Source organism: Sinorhizobium sp. 8-89, assembly GCF_030124325.1.
Classification (GTDB): domain Bacteria; phylum Pseudomonadota; class Alphaproteobacteria; order Rhizobiales; family Rhizobiaceae; genus Sinorhizobium.
In genome coordinates this window covers 157985-174935 of sequence record NZ_JASKLR010000003.1, presented here as the reverse complement: position 1 = coordinate 174935, position 16951 = coordinate 157985, and the positions used below count along the sequence as shown (strand labels likewise).

At 61.8% G+C, this 16951-nt stretch carries 15 protein-coding genes; 9 read left to right on the top strand and 6 right to left on the bottom strand.

What is annotated here, in order from left to right:
* Nucleotides 1-453 precede the first annotated feature (453 nt).
* The gene (locus QN219_RS08165) at nucleotides 454-1509 is read left to right on the top strand and encodes a glycosyltransferase family 2 protein (protein ID WP_283999100.1); all 1056 of its coding nucleotides are present in this window, start codon (nucleotides 454-456) and stop codon (nucleotides 1507-1509) included.
* 26 nt (nucleotides 1510-1535) lie between these two features.
* Here the strand turns inward: QN219_RS08165 and QN219_RS08160 are convergent, their stop codons facing one another.
* A complete protein-coding gene (locus QN219_RS08160; protein ID WP_283999099.1) occupies nucleotides 1536-2678 on the bottom strand; it encodes an FAD-binding oxidoreductase in 1143 nt (380 codons plus the stop codon).
* A gap of 38 nt (nucleotides 2679-2716) precedes the next feature.
* On the opposite strand from QN219_RS08160, the gene mnmD reads away from it, so the two are divergent.
* On the top strand, nucleotides 2717-3436 hold the full coding sequence (mnmD, locus tag QN219_RS08155; protein WP_283999098.1) for a tRNA (5-methylaminomethyl-2-thiouridine)(34)-methyltransferase MnmD: 720 nt from the start codon (nucleotides 2717-2719) through the stop codon (nucleotides 3434-3436).
* Nucleotides 3437-3573: 137 nt separating this feature from the next.
* Nucleotides 3574-5154: a trimethylamine methyltransferase family protein gene (locus QN219_RS08150; RefSeq protein WP_283999097.1), complete on the top strand. Its 1581-nt coding sequence runs from the start codon at nucleotides 3574-3576 to the stop codon at nucleotides 5152-5154.
* Nucleotides 5155-5292: 138 nt separating this feature from the next.
* Here QN219_RS08150 and QN219_RS08145 read toward each other — a convergent pair whose 3' ends face one another.
* Both QN219_RS08145 and QN219_RS08140 read right to left on the bottom strand, forming a co-directional pair.
* On the bottom strand, nucleotides 5293-5742 hold the full coding sequence (locus QN219_RS08145; protein ID WP_283999096.1) for a host attachment protein: 450 nt from the start codon (nucleotides 5740-5742) through the stop codon (nucleotides 5293-5295).
* A gap of 212 nt (nucleotides 5743-5954) precedes the next feature.
* Nucleotides 5955-6635 (bottom strand): YafY family protein, encoded by a 681-nt coding sequence (locus tag QN219_RS08140; protein ID WP_283999095.1) that lies wholly within the window; start codon nucleotides 6633-6635, stop codon nucleotides 5955-5957.
* Between the two features lie 83 nt (nucleotides 6636-6718).
* Between QN219_RS08140 and QN219_RS08135 the strand changes: the two genes are divergently transcribed.
* The 3 genes from QN219_RS08135 to QN219_RS08125 all read left to right on the top strand — a co-directional run bounded on the left by QN219_RS08135 (nucleotide 6719) and on the right by QN219_RS08125 (nucleotide 9973).
* Nucleotides 6719-7018, top strand: coding sequence for a hypothetical protein (locus QN219_RS08135; RefSeq protein ID WP_283999094.1), 300 nt, complete (start codon nucleotides 6719-6721; stop codon nucleotides 7016-7018).
* A gap of 21 nt (nucleotides 7019-7039) precedes the next feature.
* Nucleotides 7040-8140 (top strand): DNA alkylation repair protein, encoded by a 1101-nt coding sequence (locus QN219_RS08130; RefSeq protein ID WP_283999093.1) that lies wholly within the window; start codon nucleotides 7040-7042, stop codon nucleotides 8138-8140.
* A gap of 300 nt (nucleotides 8141-8440) precedes the next feature.
* The gene (locus QN219_RS08125) at nucleotides 8441-9973 is read left to right on the top strand and encodes a DEAD/DEAH box helicase (RefSeq protein WP_283999092.1); all 1533 of its coding nucleotides are present in this window, start codon (nucleotides 8441-8443) and stop codon (nucleotides 9971-9973) included.
* A 54-nt stretch (nucleotides 9974-10027) separates the two neighbouring features.
* Here the strand turns inward: QN219_RS08125 and QN219_RS08120 are convergent, their stop codons facing one another.
* A complete protein-coding gene (locus QN219_RS08120) occupies nucleotides 10028-10909 on the bottom strand; it encodes a DMT family transporter (protein ID WP_283999090.1) in 882 nt (293 codons plus the stop codon).
* 124 nt (nucleotides 10910-11033) lie between these two features.
* Complete coding sequence (locus tag QN219_RS08115) at nucleotides 11034-11495, bottom strand: GyrI-like domain-containing protein (RefSeq protein WP_283999089.1); 462 nt, start codon at nucleotides 11493-11495, stop codon at nucleotides 11034-11036.
* A gap of 265 nt (nucleotides 11496-11760) precedes the next feature.
* On the opposite strand from QN219_RS08115, the gene QN219_RS08110 reads away from it, so the two are divergent.
* Genes QN219_RS08110 through QN219_RS08100 form a run of 3 tightly spaced genes read left to right on the top strand, consistent with a single transcriptional unit; the run spans nucleotide 11761 to nucleotide 14966 of the window.
* On the top strand, nucleotides 11761-13155 hold the full coding sequence (locus QN219_RS08110; RefSeq protein ID WP_283999493.1) for a circularly permuted type 2 ATP-grasp protein: 1395 nt from the start codon (nucleotides 11761-11763) through the stop codon (nucleotides 13153-13155).
* Between the two features lie 4 nt (nucleotides 13156-13159).
* Nucleotides 13160-14101: an alpha-E domain-containing protein gene (locus tag QN219_RS08105; protein ID WP_269282011.1), complete on the top strand. Its 942-nt coding sequence runs from the start codon at nucleotides 13160-13162 to the stop codon at nucleotides 14099-14101.
* Nucleotides 14102-14117: 16 nt separating this feature from the next.
* On the top strand, nucleotides 14118-14966 hold the full coding sequence (locus QN219_RS08100) for a transglutaminase family protein (protein WP_283999088.1): 849 nt from the start codon (nucleotides 14118-14120) through the stop codon (nucleotides 14964-14966).
* A gap of 199 nt (nucleotides 14967-15165) precedes the next feature.
* On the opposite strand, the gene araD is transcribed toward QN219_RS08100, so the two are convergent.
* Entirely contained in the window at nucleotides 15166-16911 is a 1746-nt protein-coding gene (gene araD / locus QN219_RS08095; protein WP_283999087.1) for an L-arabinonate dehydratase, read from the bottom strand.
* Nucleotides 16912-16951 lie beyond the last annotated feature (40 nt).

Sequence of the window (16951 nt, the reverse complement as noted above, 5' to 3'; positions counted from 1 at the left end):
CGTGACAGATTGACGAAGTCGGAGGTTCGGCACGAGGTCGCGAATCGGGCGTTCAAAAGCGGCCGAGGAAACAAGCCGGCGTTCGGCGGCACCTGTTATGCGGGGCAAGACGAACAACGGAACACGCGGCGTCGAAACCCCGCTCAAGCCGCACTCGTGTCCGGCGCCGATGCGCGAGGGGCCCTATTGTGAACACATTGAGTGCAGTTACTGCAAAGCAGCGCTTACTTTGAAGCGCGGGAAAATCGCGCAAATGGTGCAAGGCAGCAGCCTGCCGTTCATAGCACCACCGCCCCGAAGGAAATCCACCCGCGGTTTCCTTTGAAGGTTGGCACCGGCCGCCCGTGGGCGGACCAATGCCTTGTAGTCTCCAGGCGAGATGCCGGCGACCGACCGCTTACACTCAGGCATGAGTACCGAAGCGAAAAGCGGGGATCAGAGCGAGGGCAAGCTTTGCTGGACCAAACTTCTGTATCAATCATCATCTCCAACTATAACTATTCGCGCTTTCTCAGGCGCTGTGTCGACAGTGCCCTGGCTCAGGATCATCCGCGTACGGAGGTAATTGTCGTCGACGATGCCTCGTCGGATGAATCGCCCGATGTCATCAGGTCGTACGGCAGCAGGATCCATCCCTGTCTCAGAGCCGCAAACGGCGGACATGCGGCCGCCTTTAACACCGGATTCGCCGCGAGCGTTGGCGACATCGTGTTCTTCCTGGATGCCGACGATTATCTTTACCCGAATGCCGTGTCGGAGGTCGTCAACGCTTGGGAGGCTTCGACCGCGCAATTTCAGTTCAGGCTCCATCTCGTTGATGAACGAGAAAAGATCATGGATATCTTCCCGCCACCGGAGCAGCCGTTCGATACGGGCGACGTGACGCCAAAGCTCTTTCATCGCGGGCGTTATCAGACGACGGTGACAAGCGGCCTTGCCTTTGCCCGTTCTGCCCTGGAAGCGGTCATGCCGATGCCCGAAGGGAAATTCAGGCAAGGAGCCGATGGCTATCTTGCAACTGTGGCGCCGCTGCATGGGCAGGTTCAGGCCACCGACGTCTGTCTCGGTGCATACCGCATGCATGGTTCCAATCACTCGCTTTTCGCCGAAAAACTGGCTGAACGTGCCCGTTGGCGCGTGCAACATGATTTCTGCCGCCTTGAAGCTCTTTCCACTCAGGCCGCGGCCGCCGGATCGCAATTGCCGCCCGGAATCGCATTGCACGACCCGACCCACCTTGAAGAGCGGCTTGCGTCCTTGTGCATCGAGCAGACTCGGCACCCGGTCAGAGGCGACTCTCGGCTGCGTCTGGCGACAGCCGGTGCAACCGCCAGCCTCGCCATGAATTACTCGATCCGCAGGCGCGCTGTCGAAGCGCTTTGGTTCCTTGCAGTCGGCCTGCTTCCGCGGCAAGCGGCGACATCGGTGCTCTCCTGGAAGCTCGTTGCATCCTCCCGTCCCGCGTTCCTGACTGCGCTATCAAAAACCATAAGGCGGGCGATGGGCTAAGAGCGTTGCGCAGCTTCGGCTTCGACTTACACAAGCTGCCGCAGCGCTGCGATGTGGTGCGCGCACGTAAACGACTCGGGGAGATCGATGGTCGGCCGCCCCAGCATCTCGTCGACCACGACGCGCGCCAGGACACGCGCCATACCGAAGCTGACCTTGAAGCCGCCGGTCAGCACGAAGAGATTGTCGTAATCCGGATGGCGACCGACCATCGGCTCACGTCCCGTCGCTTTCGGGCGGAGCCCGGCCCAACGCTCGATCACCTGCGCGCCGCGCAAGGCGGGCGCCAAGGCTTTGGCGCGCCGTATCAGTGCATCCAATTGAGCATCGGTCGAGAACGGGTCGTCGAACCGGTTCTCGCTGGTGCTGCCGACCGCCACATGACCATCTTCATGCGGAACGATGTAGAGCCCATCGGTGAAGATGATCGGCATGGCCGGGTCGACGTCTGCGCTGAGCAATGCCGCCTGCCCCTTGACTGCGTTGCCGCTTGACGCCTGTGCCGAGAGCGCTAGGCGGTCGATCAAGCCAAAGCTTTCAACCCCGGCGGCGAGAATGCAATGGCCGAAGGACACCGCTCTGCCGTCCGCGAGCGAGAGCCGCCCGCGTCTAGGATCGAGCGATGCAATCTCGGCTCCCTGTTCCATCCGAACATGGGGCAAATGCGTAAGCGCTGTTTCGAGCGCCCGCAGGAGGCGTCGCGGCGCCACTCTCGCGGCGAGCGTGTCGTGGACGAGACCGAAAGGCGCCGCCTCCGCCGCCGGCCAGTCGCAGCCAGCGTCCACATCCCCGATGTGCCAGTGGAACCGGCGCTCACCTGACACCCAATGCCGCGCAGCGTCCTGCTCGTGACCGAGCGCGATCTCTCTCAAATGCGGCTTGCCGAGCGGCATGACCCGGCCGCAGCGCCGGTAGCCCGCGGAGAGCCCCGTCGTTTCCTGCAATTCGGCGATTTCGTCTTCGAGGGAAACCAGCGCGTCGAACTGGAACTGTTTCTTTGCGTTCCATCGGTCGGGCATATGCGGCATCAGGGCGCCGAGCAGGCCACCGCTTGCGCCAGCGCCCATGCTCTTGCGTTCGAGCAGGCAAGTTGCGAAGCCGGCCCGACCAGCCGTCAATGCGGCCCAGAGCCCCATGATGCCGCCGCCGACTATCAAAACGTCGCTCATCGATTGACCTTTTCGGGTCGGAGAATTATCGGCATCTCATGACTGGAACCGAACTCCGCCAGAGCCATCCGCCATCGCAGCAAAGCCTCGAATGGCATGACGGCGATATGCCCTATTCAAAGGAATTTGGCGATCACTTTTATTGCCGCACGGACGGGCGGCTCGAATGCGGCCACGTCTTCCTTGCCGGCAACAGACTGCCCGCGCGGTGGTTAGCTAGCAGCGCCTTCACGATCGGCGAGCTCGGCTTCGGCACCGGTCTCAATTTCTGCGAAACCTGGCGGCAGTGGAAAGAGCTGCCGGCCCCTGGCAAGCGCCTCCACTTCATCTCCTTCGAGCGATTTCCGATGCGAGCGGCCGATATCGATCGCGCACTTTCTCACTGGCCGGAAATTTCCGAGGAAAGACGGGCACTTGTCGCGAACTGGCCGCAAACGCCAGGAGGCCGCATCGATCTCGACCTCGCGGATGGGGCGCTATTGACGGTGGTCTGCGGACCGGCGCTCGATAGTCTCGACGCATCGGAACACACCTTCGACGCATGGTATCTCGACGGCTTTGCGCCCGCGCGCAATCCCGACATGTGGTCACAGGAACTGATGCAGCGGGTGTTCGACAACACCGCGTCCGGCGGTACCTTCGCGACCTATGCCGCGGCCGGCTTCGTTCGAAGGAACCTCGAGGCAGCCGGCTTCGTCGTGGAACGTCGGCCCGGCTTTGCCGGCAAACGCGAGATGCTGCGCGGCGACAAGCGCTGATCGCGGCCGCGCACGCCGGCGGCAGCCGTGTTTTTCAGCCTTGGCCCGCTCCGACGAAGTGAACTGTCGCAAATGGCGGGGGCACGAAGCACAAAAATCTGCGACAGAGATTCATCGGAAACGCGGATGGATCTTTCATGACCGACAATCACGTCCGGGATGCTGCGGCAGGCGACACTTCACCGTTGGAGCGGCGGCGTCGGCCCGGCGGGCGCGGCGCGGAACGGACACGAAAGCCGGCGGCCACGAAATATCTCAACCTCGTCAATACGCTGGCAAAGTCGACGGTGCTCTCGAAAGATGCACTCGAAGCCGTGCACGATGCTTCCCTGACCATCCTCGAAGAAATCGGCATGGACATCATCCTGCCTGAGGCGCGCGATCGCATGAAAGCCGCCGGCGCGAATGTGACGCCGGGCACCGATCGCGTCCGCTTCGATCGCGGTCTGATCATGGAGATGGTCGCCTCGGCTCCCGCCGCGTTCACCATGCATGCACGCAATCCCGCGCGCAACGTCGAGATCGGCGGAAACAACCTCGTTTTCGCGCAGATCGCCAGCGCCCCCTTCGTTGCCGATCGCGAGGGCGGCCGGCGCACCGGCAACCAGGAGGATTTCCGCAAACTGGTGAAGCTGGCGCAGTCCTACGACATCGTCCACACTACCGGCGGCTATCCGGTCGAGCCGGTCGACCTCCATGCCTCGGTCCGCCACCTGGACTGCCTTTCGGACATGGTGAAGCTGACCGACAAGGTCTTTCATGTCTATTCGCTCGGTCGCCAGCGCAACACCGACGGGATCGAAATCGCCCGCATCGGCCGCGGTGTCTCGATGGAGCAGATGGAGCGGGAGCCGTCGCTCTTCACGATCATCAACACGTCGTCGCCGCTTCGTCTCGACGGGCCGATGCTCCAGGGCATTATCGAGATGTCGTCGCGCAACCAGGTGGTCGTCATCACTCCCTTCACGCTTGCCGGAGCCATGGCCCCGGTCACCATTGCCGGCGCGCTGGTGCAGCAGAACGCCGAGGCGCTTTGCGGCATCGCCTTTTCCCAGATGGTGCGCAAAGGCGCGCCCGTCATGTATGGCGGCTTCACCTCGAATGTCGACATGAAGACCGGTGCACCGGCATTCGGAACACCGGAATACATGAAAGCCGTTGTCGCCGGCGGGCAGCTCGCCCGCAAATACAACATTCCCTACCGTACATCCAACACCAACGCCGCGAACACGATCGACGCGCAGGCGGCCTATGAATCGGCGCTTTCCCTCTGGGCGCTGACCCAGGGCGGCGGCAATTTCGTCATGCATGCCGCCGGGTGGACCGAGGGCGGCCTGACGGCCTCGTTCGAGAAGTTCATTCTTGATGTCGACATGCTGCAGATGGTTGCCGAATTCCTCCAGCCGCTCGACGTCAGCGAGGACGCGCTCGGTCTTGATGCCGTGCGCGACGTCGGCCCAGGCGGACATTACTTCGGCACGATGCATACGCTTCAGCGCTACGAAACGGCGTTCTACTCGCCGATCCTTTCCGATTGGCGGAATTTCGAGACCTGGACGGAAGCGGGCCGACCGACCACATACGACCATGCCAACCGTATCTTCAGGCAGAAGCTCAACGAATACGAGCGCCCGCCGCTCGATCCGGCGATAGAAGAAGAGCTCGATGCTTTTATCGCCAGGCGCAAGCAGGAAGGCGGCGTCCCGACGGATTTCTGACGGAACGCCGCGGTGGCAGAATCACCGGCGGGCTGCGCTGATCCAGCTTCAGGAAAAGTGTCTAACGGTTTCCCTCCGGAACTGCGCAATTCCAGTGACTTAAATCATTTCAATGTTTCAACGAGACAATGAACTGATCTAAGGAAATACAACTGAACGGACGGTCGCGATCAGGTGGTCCGTCGGCACTGCGACGCAATTGCGATCGATCTCAGCAAGGGTTTTTTCCTTGACCTGGTGGGAAAGCAGCTTCCTGAGGTCGCCCAGCGTCTTGGGCGCGGCGCAGATCACGAGGTTTTCGAAGGCGTGCTCAAGCGCATAGTGGTCGAGTTTCCCGGCGATCTCCATGGCGAACCGGTGCTGCTCCTCGCGGACCGGATCGCTACTGTATTCCATCGCCGAACGACCATAGCCAACCGACGAATGGCTGCGGCCGGGTTTATCGGCCATGATGTCCTTGGCACGCTTGGTTTCGATCTGAAACATCTCCACTTCCGGTTGCTGTCGTCCGTCCTTCAGCAGGTTCACATCCTTGACGATGCGCGCCGTGGTTCCGTCGGCTGTGAGTATCCAAACACGATTCCGCACTATTTTCTCCCCTGTGTCGTCGATGGCAGATACGTCGGCGATGGCTTAAAGGGACAGAACGGCTTGAAGTCGCGTCAGGTTCCTTGCCGCCGAAGGTGTCTTTCGTCCGATCTCACGCGCCCGAGAGCAATTCCAGGAAAAGTTACCTTCCGGAATAACGTCGTTTCAAAGAGTTAGCTCAATTCATTGTTTCAATGGAACGATGAAATGATCTAGTTCTCCATTCGGGCAAGATAGGCGTCAAAACTGCGCTCCGGAGCCGGTTCGTATCGCTCCCGTTCGGTCTTGAGGGAAGCGATTCTGTCGACGCGGAAGTCGCGAAAATCCTGGCGCAACTCGCACCAGGCCGTCAGCAGCCAATAGTGCCCGAAAACGCTAAGGCCGAGCGGACAGATTGTACGCTCGGACGTTTCTTCTGCAAGGCTTTCATACGTGATGCGCAGCTTGCGCAGCGCGGCAATCGCCTCGCGGATTTCGCCAAGTAGCGCCGGCGGCTCAGGCTGGAGAGCGGATCGAAAAGCGCGAAGCGGGGCACTTCTCAACTTTTTCGCATGCTCGGCCGGCAAGCCGTGACCGATCTTCTCCATGGCCTCGCGGGCCGCTTGAGCCAGGCGCCTGTCACCGAGCATCTGCACGGCACGGACGCCGAAGGCGAGCGCCTCCAATTGCTCGAAAGTGAATGTGAGTGGTGGCGCATCAAAAGCCTCGCGCAGGAGGTAACCCACGCCGCGTTCGCCGTCGATCGGCGCCCCCGATGCCATCAGATGTTCCATGTCGCGATAGATGGTACGCGGCGCGACTTCCATTTTTTCAGCAATCTCCCGCGCCGTCATAACCTTGCCAGACGCACGCATGAGTTGAATAATGCGAAACAACCGATCTGCGGGCCGCATGATTTCACCTCCCCAAACACTATGGCCATAAGGCTGGCAGTTGGAATGTGGTTAAGTCAAGCTGTGTAGAAAAGGAGGCAACGATGACGGCCCAACGTGTTCTCGAACTCGCAGTCTGCACCGTGAGGGACAAGAAGGCAGCACTCGTCGCTCGCAGCCGCGCCATGCAGGCCGTATCCCGCTATCCCGGCTTCGTCTCGTGGCGTGCCGTGACTGCCTGCGAAATGACCGATCTGCTCGCCGACCTGGTCGAGTGGGAAACGCTCGATGCGGCCGAGGCCGCCGGCGAGCGCGTGCTGAACGACCCGGAATTTACTCCGTACATGGCGGCGATCACGCGGGTAAGGCTGATGCAGCACTTCGTCACCGAACGGCAGATCTGAGCAGAGAAGACGGCGCGAACGATGGCAGAACCGCTGAAGAACCTGTTGCATGCGGGCGTCGTGCTTGAACTCGCCAAGCATCTGGGTAGGAATGCGCCCGCATTCGACCGCGAGCGTTTCATTGCGCTTGCGAGCCACGGTCTTGATTCGCTCGAACTGATGCAGCGATCGTTACAGATCCGCGACGCGCTCTTCCATACGCTGCCGGAAGGTTTCCCGGCCGCGGCCGAAATTTTGCGACGCGCGCTGCCCGGAGAAAGCGAACTCGGGCTGAGCGGCTGGGCGCTTCTTCCGGTGAACCAGTTCATCGCGGCCCGCGGTCTCGACGATTTCGAGCTCTCGCTCTCACTTCTGCGCCGCCTGACGCCGCATTTCACTGCGGAATTCGGAATCCGCGCCTTCATCCATCGGGATCAGCAGCGAGCGCTGGCGACGATCTCCGGCTGGACGGGCGACAGCAATCATCATGTCCGGCGGCTGGCGAGCGAGGGCACGCGCCCGCGCCTGCCTTGGGCCATGCGACTGCCGGAGCTCATCCGCGATCCGCAACCTATCCTTCCGATCCTTGCTGCGCTGATCGACGACCCGGAAGACTACGTGCGCCGCTCCGTCGCCAACAGCCTCAACGACATCGCCAAGGATCATCCGGATCTCGTCGCGCGTTTCGTCGCCGCGCATATTGACGGCGCATCGCCGGAACGCCTGAGGCTGCTCCGCCATGCTTCCCGCACCCTGCTGAAGCAAGGGCATGCGGAAGCACTGGCCAATTTCGGTTTCGGTGCTCTGTCGGGCATCGATACCGGCCTGACGCTCGGAACATCGCTCGTCCGCTTCGGCCAGCATCTTCAATTCGATCTCGAAATACGCAATTCCGGGACCGCCGAACGACGAGTGATGATCGATTACGCCGTGCATCACCAGAAGGCGAACGGCTCGATGTCGCCGAAAGTATTCAAGTGGACGACAATGACGCTCGAACCGGGTGCGACCTTCGAAATCGAAAAACGCCATCCGATCCGCCCGATCACGACGCGGCGCTACTATGCCGGCACGCACAAGCTTGTCGTTCTGATCAATGGTCAACCGATGGCTGACGCCGATTTCGAACTGGTGATCGATTGAAAATCGAACCGCTTTTTCGCACGTGCGAAAAGATAGACCTTGACTTTTCCGGCCAAAACAACGACATGGTCGCAGCGTCACCTTCCGGCCGCCGCGTGAGCGCGCCCTCGGCAACCACTGTTAAGCCGTGAAGAAGGAAAAGCGCAAACATTCGCCGAAATCGGCGGCAGCACAGGCGCTTGACGATTTTTCTTTAACCCACAAGTTCCCAATTCACGCGGGGTTCTTGACGCCAGACGACACCGGAACCGCATCCCGCTGTTCCGGCGAGAGCGCTTGGCGCCCCGAAAGGTATATGCATTGTCCACTTTTAAAGAGCTTGGTCTTTCCGAGCATATTCTGGCGACACTCTCCGCCAATAGCTTCGAAAAGCCGACGCCGATCCAGGCGCAGGCCATCCCGCTGGTCTTGAAAGGCCATGATCTCATTGGCCTCGCACAGACGGGCACCGGCAAGACCGCTGCTTTTGGCCTGCCGATGATCGAGAAGCTCGTTGCCGACGGTAAACGTCCCGATCCGCGCAACATCCGCGCTCTCGTGCTTGCACCGACCCGCGAACTGGTGAACCAGATCGCCGCCAACTTGAAGCTTTTCGTGAAGAAGAGCCCGCTCAAGATCGGCGTCGTCGTCGGTGGCGTCTCGATCAACAAGCAGACTGAACAGCTCGCCCGTGGCGTCGACATTCTGGTCGCGACCCCTGGCCGTCTCCTCGATCTCGTTGCCCGCAAAGCAGTGACGTTGACCCAGGCTCGCTATCTCGTCCTCGACGAGGCCGACCAGATGCTTGACCTCGGCTTCATCCACGACCTGCGCAAGATCTCGAAGCTGGTGCCGAAGAACCGCCAGACCCTGCTCTTCTCGGCAACCATGCCGAAGCAGATCGCAGAGCTTGCCGGCGAGTACCTGACCGATCCGGTCAAGGTCGAGGTCACGCCCCCGGGCAAGGCCGCCGACAAGGTCGAGCAATATGTCCATTTCGTTCCGGGCAAGGACCTGAAGACGGTAATCCTCAAGCAGACGCTGACGGCCAATCCCGACGGCCTGTCGCTGATCTTCAGCCGTACCAAGCACGGCGCCGAGAAGCTGATGAAGCATCTGGACCACGTCGGCTTCAAGGCCGCCTCAATCCACGGTAACAAGAGCCAGGGCCAGCGCGAGCGTGCGCTGAAAGCCTTCCGCGACGGCGAAATCCGCGTGCTCGTTGCAACTGACGTCGCCGCTCGGGGCATCGACATTCCAGGCGTCACCCATGTCTACAACTATGACCTGCCGGAAGTTCCGGACGCCTATGTCCACCGCATCGGCAGAACGGCCCGCAACGGTCGCGACGGCATCGCCATCGCCTTCTGCGCGCCGGACGAGATCCGCCTGCTGCGCGACATCGAGAAGCTGATGGGCATCAACATTGCTGTAGCCAGCGGCGAGGCACCCGCCGACCAGGCGCGTCCGTCCAAGGGACGCGGTGGCCGCGGCAATGGTCAGCATCGCGGCAACGGCGGCGGCCACCGCCAGGAAGGGCGCCCGCATCGCGAACGTCCGGCACGCCAGTCGGCGCTGGCTCCGAGCAGCTTTGCCGGCGACGACCTGCTGCGCGACGACCGTCCGCAACAGGAACGCCGTGGCCAGCGTCCCGCCGGCCAGCCTCACAGCGACGGCCGCTCGGAAGGCAACCGCAATCACGAAGGCAAGAAGCACCACGGTCGTCCCGGTCAGAAGCAGGGCGAATGGCGTGACCGCAACAGGGGCGGACGCCCCGAGGGTCAGGGCGGCGAGCACCGCGGCCAAGTCATGCGTCGCGGCGCCGGTGGCGGCAATCGCGGCCATCAGGGCTGATCGAAAGGCGCTATTTTACAAAGCACGGCGGGTCGTTTCGGCCCGCCGTTCTTTTTATGCCTTCTGCTTGCGATTGGTGAGATAGACGCCAGCGACGGCAATCACCGTGCCGACAACCATCGGCAACGTCAGCGCCTCGCCGAAGAAAAGCGCCGCCTGGACGGCCGCAAGCGGCGGAACCAAGTAGATCAGCGAAGCGGCCCGCGATACTTGTCCGCGGCGGATGAGATAGAGCAGGAGCGCGATCGCGCCCATCGACAGGCCGAGCACCGACCAGGCAAGCGCGGCGACAAGCTGAAGGTTCCAGGTCACGTGCAGGTCCTCAAGCGCCAGCGCAAGGGGAATGGTGACGATCAGGGCGCCGGCATATTGCAGCGTCGCGATCGCACGGATGTCTCCATTCTGTAGATGTCGTTTCTGATAAAGCGTGCCGTAGGTGACCGCCGCCATGCCCAGAACATTGACGACGACGGGCAGGATCTGGATCGGCGTCGTTGCGGTATCGATCGCCACCATCTTCGGCAGCACGGCGAGCGCAATGCCGAAAAATCCGAGCACCAGCCCGATCTGCTGCTGCCGCGTCAAGTTTTCACCAATCAGGAACGGCGCGACTGTCGCGGTCATCAATGGCTGCAATCCGGCGATGATGCCGGAAATCGCCGCCGGCACGCCCTGCCCGATCGCCCACCACACGGCGCCGAGATAGAGACCGTGGAGAAACATTCCCGACACGATGGCGTGACCGATCACCGACCAGGAGCGGGGCCAGCGAGCGCCCGTCGCGACACAGAAGCCAATGAACAGCAGGATCGCAAAGGCATAGCGCAGCACGAGAAAGGTCAGCGGATCGGCGAAAAAGGCCGCGTATTTGGCGACAACCCAGCCGGTAGACCAGAGCAGAACGAAGATGGCCGGAGCCAGACGGGCAAGCGTCATCGATTTTTCCGTGGCTGGGGACTATCGCGACGAATCATCCGGATGCAGAAGGTCGCAAGGCTGATACGCGAGTCGCGTAAAGCGCAGGCCGCCGTCGGTCAAAGCAATTTTTCTGATGCTTGGATCAGCGGATCGGAACCATCAGCCGCAGCGACGATGTCGAGGGCGAAACGAAACCTGCCTCGTATTCCTCGCGATAGTGGAGATGCGTCGTATCGACGACGTGCCCCTCGGCGGCAATCCAATCCAACATCTTCCGATAGTCCACGAAAACATCAGAGCTTTCAGGACGATGGATCGTCGTCGCCAGACGCATGGCCGGCAGGTCCACATGCTGCGGCTGGGTGAAGGTCCTGTCGTCCTCGCCTACATAGCCGACGAGGTAGCGGAACCCGTCGGACCGGTCATTCCAGGAGAGACCGATGAGCGCCGAATGATCGTGCGGATAAGCGCGCCGGCGATGTTCCTGCGTTTCGGCGATAAGGCGGCGGACGGCGCCGTCGGCCGCTTCGACAAAGGTGCCCTCCCAGAGGTGGCCGGTGATCCTCTGCGCCGGTCGTTGCACGATTTCGAACGATATAGCCATCTCGGTTCCTCCCATCGCCTGCCCGCCGAAATGCTTAAATTTCGAGCATCTGCTGATTTCCCGACGCACGCGGAGGGTCGCCTGGAACATAAACCCCATCGGCTGCGGATTTCGGCCGTTCGCGGCGGCAGTAACCTCGTCCGGAAAGACATCGAAGGCAGCTCGAAAATTCTTGATCCGCGAATGTGCACGCTTCTTGCATTGCATCAACCATTGTACTCAAATGGTCGAAAATAAGGGGACCACGCCTTTGGCATTTGACGAAATGATGAATGCGGACAGCAGCCCGCGCCAGCCATATTCGACCTACAATGAATGGTATGCCAGCCAGGACAGAAATCGGCTCATAGCGAAATCAAAGGAAGCTGAGAACATCTTCCGCAAGACGGGCATTACCTTCGCGGTCTACGGACACGCAGACTCCTCCGAAAAGCTCATCCCCTTCGACCTCATCCCCCGCATTATTTCCGGCCGAGAGTGGCGCAAGCTGGCGCAAGGCATCGAGCAGCGCGTCATCGCCCTCAACGCCTTCCTCGACGACATCTACCACAAGCAGGAGATCGTCCGCGCCGGCCGCATCCCGCGCGAATTGATAGAGAAGAACGACGCCTTCCTGCCGCAAATGATCGGCTTCAGGCCGCCGGGCGGCGTCTACACGCACATCGTCGGCACCGATATCGTGCGCACCGGCGAAGATCAGTTCTACGTCCTGGAGGACAACGCCCGCACACCGTCCGGCGTGAGCTACATGCTGGAAAACCGGGAAACCATGATGCAGATGTTCCCGGAGTTGTTTCATCAGAACCGCGTGCGGCCGGTCGAGAACTATCCCTATCTGCTTCGCCAGAGCCTCGCCTCGCTGGCGCCGCCCGGCTGCAGCGGCAAGCCGCGCGTCGCTGTGCTTACCCCCGGCATCTACAATTCCGCCTTCTACGAACACGCCTTCCTTGCGGACATGATGGGTGTCGAACTGGTTGAGGGCTCTGATCTCCGTGTCATCGACGGCAAGGTTAAGATGCGCACGACACGCGGCTACGAGGCGATCGACGTGCTCTACCGCCGCGTCGACGACGATTTCCTCGATCCCCTCACCTTCCGGCCGGATTCCGCACTCGGCATTCCCGGGATCATGGACGTCTACCGGGCGGGCAACATCACGATCGCCAACGCGCCCGGTACCGGCATTTCGGACGACAAGGCGATCTATTCCTACATGCCGGAGATCGTCGAATTCTATACCGGCCGCAAGCCCTTGCTCGAAAACGTGCCGACCTGGCGCTGTTCGGAACCGCAGAGCCTCAAATACGTGCTCGAACACATCGAGGAACTGGTGATCAAGGAAGTCCACGGTTCCGGCGGCTACGGCATGCTCGTCGGTCCGACGGCGACAAGAAAGGAGCGGACCATCTTCGCCGAGAAGCTGAAAGCGCGCCCCGGCAATTACATCGCCCAGCCGACATTGTCGCTCTCCACCGTTCCGATCCTCGTCAACAAGGGCATCGCCCCTCGCCACGTCGACCTGCGTCCCTACGTGCTCGTCTCCGACAAGGTGCAGATCATCCCCGGCGGCTTGACGCGCGTCGCCCTGAAGGCCGGCTCGCTGGTGGTGAATTCCAGCCAGGGCGGCGGCACCAAGGACACCTGGGTACTGGAGGACTGACGCCATGTTGGGAAGAACCGCGAACGGCCTCTACTGGATGTTTCGCTATATCGAGCGCGCGGAGAACGGCGCCCGCCTGATTGACGCGGGCCTGCGCATGTCGCTGACCCGCAGCGAAGCGACCGAGGATGACTGGGACGGCGTGCTGCAGAGCGCCGGTGTGCGCGAACTCTATGACGAGGTGCACGACACGCTGACGAGCAGCGATGCCATCGACTTCCTGCTGCGCGACCGCGCCAATTCGTCGAGCGTCATGTCCTGCATCGAGGCGGGACGCCACAACGCCCGCATGGTCCGCACGGCGCTGACGCGCGAGACCTGGGAGGCGACCAACGAATGCTGGATCGAGATGAAGGCGATGCTGGCGAAGAAGGCGCGGCCGGCCGATCTGCCGGAGATCATCGATACGATCAAGCGTTGCGCCGGTCTCATCCGCGGGGCCTTCCACGGCACCATGCTCAGAAACGAGATCTTCAACTTCTCGCGCATCGGAACCTTCATAGAGCGGGCGGACAATACGGCGCGCATTCTCGACGTGAAATATTATGTGCTGCTGCCGGCCGTCGCCGCTGTCGGCTCGTCGATGGATAATGTGCAGTGGGAGTCGATCCTGCGCTCCGTTTCCGCCCATCGCGCCTATGGCTGGGTCTACGACGCCGAATTGCGGCCATCGAACATTGCCGATTTCCTGATTTCCAATGGCCGCATGCCGCGCTCGCTCGCCTACTGCTACGAGAAGATCGTGAGCAATCTCGGCTATCTTGCGCGGGAATACGGCGAAACGCACGCCGCCCACGCGACGGCCGAACAGACGCTCGCGTCGCTGCGCAGCCGCTCGATCACCAACATCATGGACCAGGGGCTGCACGAATATCTCGAGGAGTTCATCAGCGACAACAACCGTCTGGGACAGGAAATCTCCGACGGTTATAGGTTCTACCACTGAGCTTCAGGAGAAGAAGATGCACCTGAAAATCAGCCACACGACCGAATACCACTACGATGAACCGGTGCAATATGCCCTGCAGCGGCTGCGACTGACACCGACGACGCAGGTCGGCCAGACGGTCCTGAACTGGCAGACGCGCGTCGAGGGCGCAGCGGTCGAGGTATCCTTCGACGACCACTTCGGCAATCGCACGCATCTCGTCAGCATCGAGGGAGACCGCACGGCCATTCGGATCGTCGCAAGCGGCGAGGTCGAGACGGAGGATCGCGCCGGTGTTTTCGGCCCGCATCACTCCTACGTGCCGCTGTGGCTCTATGCGCGCGAAACACCGCTCAGCAGAGCGGGGAAGCTGATCCGCGATCTCGCGAAATCGGCCGAAGGCGAAACCGACCTCGAGCGCGTGCATTCACTGATGGCGATCATTCACGAAACGGTCGAATACAAGGCCGGCGACACGCGAACCGAGACCACCGCAGAGGAGGCGCTGGAGCGCGGCAAGGGTGTCTGTCAGGACCATGCCCATATCCTGATTTCCGCCACCCGCTCGCTCGGCCTCCCCGCCCGTTATCTTTCCGGCTATCTTATGATGGAAGGCCATCCCGAGCAGACGGCGAGTCATGCCTGGGCGGAGGTCCATCTCGCCGGCCTCGGTTGGGTTGGCTTCGACGCCGCAAACAAGGTCTGCCCGGACGACCGCTATGTCCGCATCGCCTCGGGCCTCTGCTACCGGGATGCGGCGCCGATTTCCGGATTGGTGCACGGCGCGGCCAGCGAAACGCTGAAGGTGGCCGTAACGGTCGAGAAGCAGGGGCAGACGCAGAGCCAGAGTCAGGGCGAGCAGAGCCAAATTCAGAGCCAGTAGACGGCCAGAGGAGTTTGCCGTCCGCCCCTCATCCCGCTGCCGCGACCTTCTCCCCGTTTTGACGGGGAGAAGGAGCAAGCCGCACGCCCGCTCCTCCCCGACGGCGGGGAGAGGATTAGGTAGCGGGGCATTTGGCGGAAACTCCTACCAAAAGGCGATTTCGACCGCCCTCGCCGGATGGCGGAGCGGTCAACTCTGATCAATGGCTGTCGCGGTCCATCGGGATGCGATCGCCGCGCGCGCCGATGAGAAAGTCGAGGTCGGCACCGGTGTCGGCCTGCATGACCGTCTTGATGTAGAGCCCGCCGTAACCGCCAGTCAGCGGCTGAACCGGCGAGACCCACGCCGCGCGACGGCGGGCAAGCTCCTCATCCGAAACGTCGAGGTGAAGCGTGCGGTTCGGGATGTCGACTTCGATCAGGTCGCCGTTTTCGACGAGCGCCAGCGGCCCCCCCTCGGCGGCTTCGGGTGCCGTGTGAAGGATAACCGTGCCATAGGCCGTTCCAGACATACGAGCATCGGAAATACGGATCATGTCCGTGATGCCCTTCTTCAAGACTTTCGGCGGCAGGCCCATGTTGCCGACCTCGGCCATGCCGGGATATCCCTTCGGACCGCAATATTTCAGCACCATGATGCAGGTCTCGTCGATGTCGAGATCTTCACGGTTGATGCGCGCGTGATAGTCCTCGATGCTTTCGAAGACGACCGCGCGGCCCTTGTGCTGCATCAGCTGCGGCGATGCGGCGGACGGCTTCAGCACGGCGCCCCTAGGAGCAAGGTTGCCGCGCAGCACCGCGATGCCGCCGGATTTCGTCAGCGCCTTTTCGCGCGGCAGGATCACGTCTTCGTTGTAGTTGACGACGCCCTTGACGTCGTTCCAGATCGTGTCGCCGCTGACCGTGATTGCGTCGTTGTGCAGAAGCCCCATCTCGGCCACGGCCTTGATGACGACCGGCAAGCCGCCGGCGTAATAGAACTCCTCCATCAGGTACTTGCCCGACGGCTGCAGGTTGACGATCGTCGGCACGTCGCGGCCAAGCCGATCCCAGTCATCAAGAGAAAGATCGATGCCGACGCGCCCGGCAAGCGCGAGCAGATGCAGCACCGCATTGGTGGAGCCGCCGACCGCGCCGTTGACACGGATGGCGTTTTCGAAAGCTTGCTTGGTCAGGATGTCGGAAGGCCTCAGATCTTCCTTGACCATCTCGACGATGCGCCGGCCAGTGAGCTGTGAAATTACCCGGCGGCGTGCATCGACGGCTGGGATAGCGGCGTTACCGGAGAGCGTCATGCCGAGCGCTTCGGCCATCGACGCCATGGTCGAGGCCGTGCCCATGGTCATACAGCTTCCGGCCGAACGGGCCATGCCCTGCTCGGCGTCCATGAACTCCTCCAGCGACATCTCGCCGGACTTGACCATTTCCGAGAACTGCCAGACGGCGGTGCCGGAGCCGACATCCTTGCCGCGCCATTTGCCGTTGAGCATCGGTCCGCCGGAGACGACGATCGCCGGAATGTCGACGCTCGCCGCCCCCATCAGAAGACTAGGCGTGGTCTTGTCGCAGCCGCCGAGCAGCACGACGCCATCGACCGGGTTGCCGCGGATCGCTTCTTCGACATCCATGGCCGCGAGGTTGCGGAACATCATCGCCGTCGGCCTGAGTGTGCTTTCCCCCGTCGAGAAGACAGGGAATTCCACCGGAAAGCCGCCCGCCTCATAGACGCCGCGCTTCACGCGCTCGGCAAGGTCACGCAGATGCGCGTTGCAGGGCGTGAGCTCCGACCAGGTGTTGCAGATGCCGATGATCGGCCGGCCATCGAAAGTATCGGCGGGTAGCCCCTGGTTCTTCATCCAGGAGCGATGCATGATGGCATTCTTCCCCGTACCGCCGAACCATTCCTGCGAACGGAGTTTGCGCGGCCACTCAGCTTTCTTCTTCATCGTTTCCTCTTTAACCCCGCATCGCAAGCGGGCAAAACCA

What these genes read in the sequence shown, in the direction of transcription:
- QN219_RS08160 (WP_283999099.1), bottom strand. Translation starts at nt 2,678, where the DNA reads ATGAGCGACGTTTTGATAGTCGGCGGCGGCATCATGGGGCTCTGGGCC.
- mnmD (WP_283999098.1), top strand. Translation starts at nt 2,717, where the DNA reads ATGACTGGAACCGAACTCCGCCAGAGCCATCCGCCATCGCAGCAAAGC.
- QN219_RS08150 (WP_283999097.1), top strand. Translation starts at nt 3,574, where the DNA reads ATGACCGACAATCACGTCCGGGATGCTGCGGCAGGCGACACTTCACCG.
- QN219_RS08140 (WP_283999095.1), bottom strand. Translation starts at nt 6,635, where the DNA reads ATGCGGCCCGCAGATCGGTTGTTTCGCATTATTCAACTCATGCGTGCG.
- QN219_RS08135 (WP_283999094.1), top strand. Translation starts at nt 6,719, where the DNA reads ATGACGGCCCAACGTGTTCTCGAACTCGCAGTCTGCACCGTGAGGGAC.
- QN219_RS08130 (WP_283999093.1), top strand. Translation starts at nt 7,040, where the DNA reads ATGGCAGAACCGCTGAAGAACCTGTTGCATGCGGGCGTCGTGCTTGAA.
- QN219_RS08120 (WP_283999090.1), bottom strand. Translation starts at nt 10,909, where the DNA reads ATGACGCTTGCCCGTCTGGCTCCGGCCATCTTCGTTCTGCTCTGGTCT.
- QN219_RS08115 (WP_283999089.1), bottom strand. Translation starts at nt 11,495, where the DNA reads ATGGCTATATCGTTCGAAATCGTGCAACGACCGGCGCAGAGGATCACC.
- QN219_RS08110 (WP_283999493.1), top strand. Translation starts at nt 11,761, where the DNA reads ATGATGAATGCGGACAGCAGCCCGCGCCAGCCATATTCGACCTACAAT.
- QN219_RS08105 (WP_269282011.1), top strand. Translation starts at nt 13,160, where the DNA reads ATGTTGGGAAGAACCGCGAACGGCCTCTACTGGATGTTTCGCTATATC.
- QN219_RS08100 (WP_283999088.1), top strand. Translation starts at nt 14,118, where the DNA reads ATGCACCTGAAAATCAGCCACACGACCGAATACCACTACGATGAACCG.
- araD (WP_283999087.1), bottom strand. Translation starts at nt 16,911, where the DNA reads ATGAAGAAGAAAGCTGAGTGGCCGCGCAAACTCCGTTCGCAGGAATGG.